Here is a 5,195-nt window from a genome sequence, read left to right on the forward strand (position 1 = left end):
TACTGCCCGCTCCGAAAGAACGACGTGGTGCCCGTCAGCCCCGGGATCACCCTGCCGGGCATGCTCAACCGATCGATGTGGGCGTTGGCGGAGAGCCCGCGCTGGAAGTCGATGAAGACGCGGGAGAACATGCAGAGGACGGCACTGGGCTTGCCACCCACTCGCGATGCTCTGCCCGTCCGGAGCGCGCGCTACGGCGGCGTCGAGATCCAGGCCTACGAGTCGGCACTCTTTCCCGGGCTCGCCGAGCAGTGGGGCCCGCAACGTCCGTTCGTAGGATTTCTCGGCCCGAGCCAGGGACACCGTGACGCCGATCCTGATCTCGATCGCTGGCTACAGGCAGGCTCCGCGCCGGTGTATTTCGGATTCGGCAGTATGCCGGTCCCCGACCCCGCAGCGCTGCTGCGGATGATCGACACCGTGATCGGACGGCTGGGGATCCGAGCACTGGTCTGTGCGGGGTGGAGCGATCTCACCGGTGCCGAATCGGTTGCGGCCCGGTCGAATCCGAACATCATGATCGTCGAGTCGGTCGATCATACGAGTGTGTTCCCGCGGTGTCTGGCCGCCGTTCACCACGGTGGCGCGGGCACGACGGCAGCGAGTGCACGGGCCGGTCTACCGACACTCGTGTGCTGGTTCAGCGCCGACCAGCCGTTCTGGGGAGCTGCGCTGCACCGGATCGGAGCAGGTGCCAGCACGAAGTTCGCCACGTTGTCCGAACCCGTTCTGCGGCAAGGAATCATCGACATCACCACCGAGGATGCCAGGCGTATGGCACGACGGCTCGCAGAGACCGTGTCCCCGCCTGAGACAGCCGTGGCCGCCGCTGCCGACATCGCCGAGGCCGCCGCACACGCGCGCTGACGTAATCACCAGAAGCGCACGGACAATTCCCATCGACTCAAAGCCTCGGACAGGTGATCGCGCAGCGCTCGGTCATCCGGGAATCGATCGGGATCCATCGCGTGGACGGTGAGGGTGACAGTGGCGTCCGTCTCGCACGCCCAGGCGGTGAGGCCGCCGTCGAGCGTGCGTGCGAAATCGGCATCGGCACCCGCGAAGCTGGCTCTGCCCGAGACCGCGCGAGCGCGGACCCCCGCCACCGTGATGAAATCGTCGGGCAGAACACCCAAATTGGAGGCCAGCCCCTCGGCACCGTCACGAGGCTGCGGGATACGCGCAACCACGGCGTCGGGCAGCATCTGAACGAGAGCCTGGGAGATGCCGGCGGGCGCTCGGCCGGCCGCTTGCCTCTCGGCGAAAGCGGTGAACGCCGACTTACTGATCTTGCGAATCGGCGAAAGGTCGAGGTCGGCGGCGTCGGTGACCGGAACCTCGACTTTGACGATCTTGGTTGCATTGGAGCGCGTGTCACCCTCACTGCGGTCACTAACGGGTAGCGACCATTGCACAGTGTCTCCGATCGAGGCGCGACCGGCGTGCCCGGACGCTGCTGTCAGCACCGCGATGAACAACGAGTTCGATGTGCCGCCCCAGCTGTCGGCAGTGGCCTTCCACTCTGCTGCGTCCACCTCGGCGACCGCGTAGGGCGAAGTCCACTCGGCGTCGCCCGCCGGGTCCGTCGGTGCCGCCGAGCGGTTCGGAGCCGAACGCGGGGTGACTGCCGGTGGACCCGAGCGGCTGCGGGTTGGAAGTGCGGATACCGCGGTATCGAGTAGCCACGCCGCAGCGGACCTCAGCTGCCCCATGGCGTCCAGCACGTCCGAGCCGACAGCGGCCAGGCCCTGCTCGCCCGGGGTCAACCGCAGCTGCTCGGTGTTGGAATTCGCGGAGCGGAATGCGGCAACCAATGCGCCACCGTCGGCGACCATGTGCGAAGCAACCAACGACACGACCGTTCCGCCATCGGTCAGCGGCACAGCCGACAACCGCCAACCGAGACCGGTCTCGGGATCGATGTCCGGTCCGAGGCGGCCCTCGGCCCAGACTCGCACTTCCGCCGGGTCGATGGAATCGCAGTGAAAGTCGAGTGAATGGGAGACCGGTGAGTTCACCCAACGTTCACGTGCCGTCGGCACTGCCGACGCTGCCACCCGGCGCGCAAGCAGACCGTCGGACAGGTTGTCGCGCAGATTTTCCAGATCTACTCGCCGGACCGATTGGTCGAACCACCAAAGAAACTGGTTATAGATGGGATATCCGATGCCATGATGCATTCGCAAGAATAGGTGATCGGCAAATCCAATTCGAGTCACGCGCCGAACCTACTACATCCTCGAAGCAGTGGCAGCGGCGTGAATTCTTCGACGGCTTTACATTGCAATTCGACAATATGGGCATCGATAACCCGCCGAGTGTGTCGTGCACCATAACCTTGCCGCTCAGTGACGAAGATCGTGCTGCCACCCCAACTCTCGCTTTCGACACAGTCCTCTTGTGATCGGTCATGAAAGTAGCCTGCGGAGACAGTGAAACGGTCGTACGATGTGACAATCGACCGCGTTCTCGGTAGCAACCGAGCGTCGTCGGTCAACACCTTGCATAGTGAGAAGTATTACTTTTAAGCGTCGCGAAATAGTTTCATTTTGCCCCTATCGTGAGTGCTGCACTCACTTCGGACCGACGGCAATGACGTTGTTCTTTCAATGTAGAAAGCAGCAATCCGACAGTAGTCGAATACGTGACGAGTCGAAATGCCCGTCGCAACTCAGCGCTTTACACATGCAGCTCGACCGTAATCGAACGTGCGAAATACCGAACCGACGTCGAACACTGCTGGGCGAGCCCGGATACGGAATGAGGACTCACATGGAATACACCGAACTGGCCGACTACCCACTTCCCGCGGGACGCCTGACCGAGTGGGTTCCCCGCGTCGACGACGACCGATGGGCACTGGATCATCGCGGATTGTCGTTCACGCATCAAGATCATTGCGAGCGCAGCGCACCGGGCTCGTGGATCGGGACAGTGTTCGAGATTCACCGTCGTTACGACGTCGAGGCAGTGCGGGCGACAATCGTCGCGTACGTGGCACGGCACGAGGCCTTCCGGACCAAAGTTCGACGCGACGCCGAATCCGGTGCGTGGCTGCGGTACACCGCGCCGACGGATGCGGTGCAGGTGTTCGAGCGGGCACACACCGAACCACGGACCGAGACTCAGGTCTTCAGCCATCTGCACTCCTGGTTCGGCGAAACCGTGTCGCCGACGGCGTGGCCGCACTTCATCCTCGCGACCATCGAACCGGATGACGCCTCACGTGCCCTGTCCAATGGGCCCGGCGAATCGTTTCTGCTCGCTTTCGCTGCCGATCACTCGGTGATGGACGCCTACAGCCAGATCTATGCCATCAACGAGATCGACCGGTTGTACGCGCAGGCACTCGACGGCATCGACCCGGAACTGCCCGAAGTAGGCAGCTACGTCGACTTCAGCCAGTCCGAACGCGCGTTGGGCGACACACTGACCCGCGACCACAGTGCCGTGCGCACCTGGCAGGACTTCTTGGCCGTGGAGAACGGTCGCTTCCCCGGCTTCCCACTTCCGGTGGCTGTCGACCGACCCGCCACGACCGACGGCCCGGCTGCTCAGAGCAGCATCTCCTCCTGGCTTCTGACGTCTGAACAGTCGGACGCCTTCAACGCCGCGTGCCGTGTCGGCGGATACAACATGCAGGCCGGCATACTCGCCGCCCTGGCGCTGACGAACACCCGCCTGTCCGGCCGCACGTCGTTGCGCACCGTGATGCCGATGCACACCAGAGACGAACAGAAATGGGCGGCCTCGGTCGGCTGGTACGTCGGAATTCTGCCCATGGAGATCCAGCTCGACAACGCCTGCACCTTCGTTGAGGCACTCGAAGCGGCGGCAACCGCAGGCGCGGCGAACAAGGGGCTGGCACGTATGCCGTACTCCAAGATCGCTCAGATCCTCGAGTCGACCGAGATTCCCCGATTCGTCGTCTCGTACATCGACTTACGGTTCCTTCCGGATGCCGCACAGTGGCAGGGCCGCAAGGGCCGAGCCTTGCGGAGCAACTGCCACGCCGACGACGAGGTCTACTTCTGGGTCAACCGAACGCTCGAAGGGCTGAACATCTCTGCGCGGTTCCCCAGCTCGGACGTCGCGTCGACCAATGTCCATCGCTTCATCGCCGAGTTCGTGGCGGTCTTGACGGCGGTGATCGACTCCGACTCCGCTACCGATACGGTGCTCACGTCGGTCTCGCAGTCGGTGGCCGTCGCCGCAGAGTGAGACATCCGACCGGCCCGCGGCATGTATCGAAAAGGATGAAGCGACAATGATCATCACCGCTATGGGCAACTGGCATCCTGCTCCGGGCCGATTACTGGAGTGGCATCCGACCGCGGCTGCCCACGCGAGTGCCGCAGCGGCACCTGTCGATTCGACTCCGCCCTCGTTCCTGCAGGAAGACCATCTGAAGGCCGCCTGGGCTGCACGGCAACGCGACGACGTGCACCACGCGTACACCGGAGTCGCGACCGAGATCGACGGCGAGGTGAACACGGACGCGATGAGCCGTGCCCTCGCGGCATACGTCTCGCGTCACGAAATTCTGCGATGCTGGTTCGAGGTGGAGGGCAACGGCACAGAAAGCAGCGGGGTCGTTCGGCACCTCGTGGCATCCGAGGTCGCCGAGTTCGAGGTCTCGGACGCCGGCGAGTCGACGGACGAGGACGAGTTCCAACGCTATGTGCGCCGGCGCTTCTCCACCGAGGCAACCGCGGACGTCTGGCCCGGATTCGTTGTCGGCGTCGTGGCTCGACCCGGCAGCTTCACGTTGTTCTACGGCGCTGACCACGCGTTCACCGACGGCGGCTCGCAGGCACTGGTCATCAGCGAGCTCGCCGATCTGTACTCGCTCGAGATCGGTCTTCGGGTACCTGAGCCCGCACCTGCCGGCAGCCACCTCGCCTACGCCGCCGACGAGCGGGCCCGCGCGGCGACATTCGGATCCGAATCTCCCGAAATAGCCGCCTGGCGAGACATTTTCACCCGGCACGAAGGCCGAATGCCTCAGTTTCCACTCGACCTCGGGCTCGAACCCGGCGAGCGTGCCCCGGTCCGCATAGTCGAACGCCACCTGCTGGACAAGGACTCGACAGCGGCATTCGACGCTGCATGCAAGGCCGCCGGGGCGCGGATGAGCAGCGGGGTATTCGCCGCCGTCGCGATCACCGACTTCGAACTGGCAGGCACTGCAGACT

The 5,195-nt window shown here is 64.1% G+C and carries 4 protein-coding genes; 3 read left to right on the forward strand and 1 reads right to left on the reverse strand.

Features of this window, described 5'->3' with window-relative positions; translation table 11 throughout:
- On the forward strand, window positions 1-867 hold an 867-nt coding region (locus RHODMAR_RS19430; RefSeq protein WP_008717866.1), incomplete at its 5' end, for a glycosyltransferase.
- Window positions 868-872: 5 nt separating this feature from the next.
- On the opposite strand, the gene RHODMAR_RS19435 is transcribed toward RHODMAR_RS19430, so the two are convergent.
- Window positions 873-2,180: a hypothetical protein gene (locus tag RHODMAR_RS19435; protein WP_008717868.1), complete on the reverse strand. Its 1,308-nt coding sequence runs from the start codon at window positions 2,178-2,180 to the stop codon at window positions 873-875.
- A 592-nt stretch (window positions 2,181-2,772) separates the two neighbouring features.
- Here RHODMAR_RS19435 and RHODMAR_RS19440 point away from each other — a divergent pair.
- Together RHODMAR_RS19440 and RHODMAR_RS19445 are read left to right on the forward strand one after the other, a co-directional pair.
- Window positions 2,773-4,221, forward strand: coding sequence for a condensation domain-containing protein (locus tag RHODMAR_RS19440; protein ID WP_008717869.1), 1,449 nt, complete (start codon window positions 2,773-2,775; stop codon window positions 4,219-4,221).
- A gap of 46 nt (window positions 4,222-4,267) precedes the next feature.
- On the forward strand, window positions 4,268-5,195 hold a 928-nt coding region (locus tag RHODMAR_RS19445), incomplete at its 3' end, for a condensation domain-containing protein (RefSeq protein ID WP_008717872.1).

Source organism: Rhodococcus sp. AW25M09 (assembly GCF_000333955.1).
In the GTDB taxonomy this organism is placed as follows: Bacteria; Actinomycetota; Actinomycetes; order Mycobacteriales; family Mycobacteriaceae; genus Rhodococcoides.

Bases quoted from the DNA above. Each gene is read 5' to 3' on its own strand.
- RHODMAR_RS19440 (WP_008717869.1), top strand. From the start codon at position 2,773: ATGGAATACACCGAACTGGCCGACTACCCACTTCCCGCGGGACGCCTG.
- RHODMAR_RS19435 (WP_008717868.1), bottom strand. From the start codon at position 2,180: ATGCATCATGGCATCGGATATCCCATCTATAACCAGTTTCTTTGGTGG.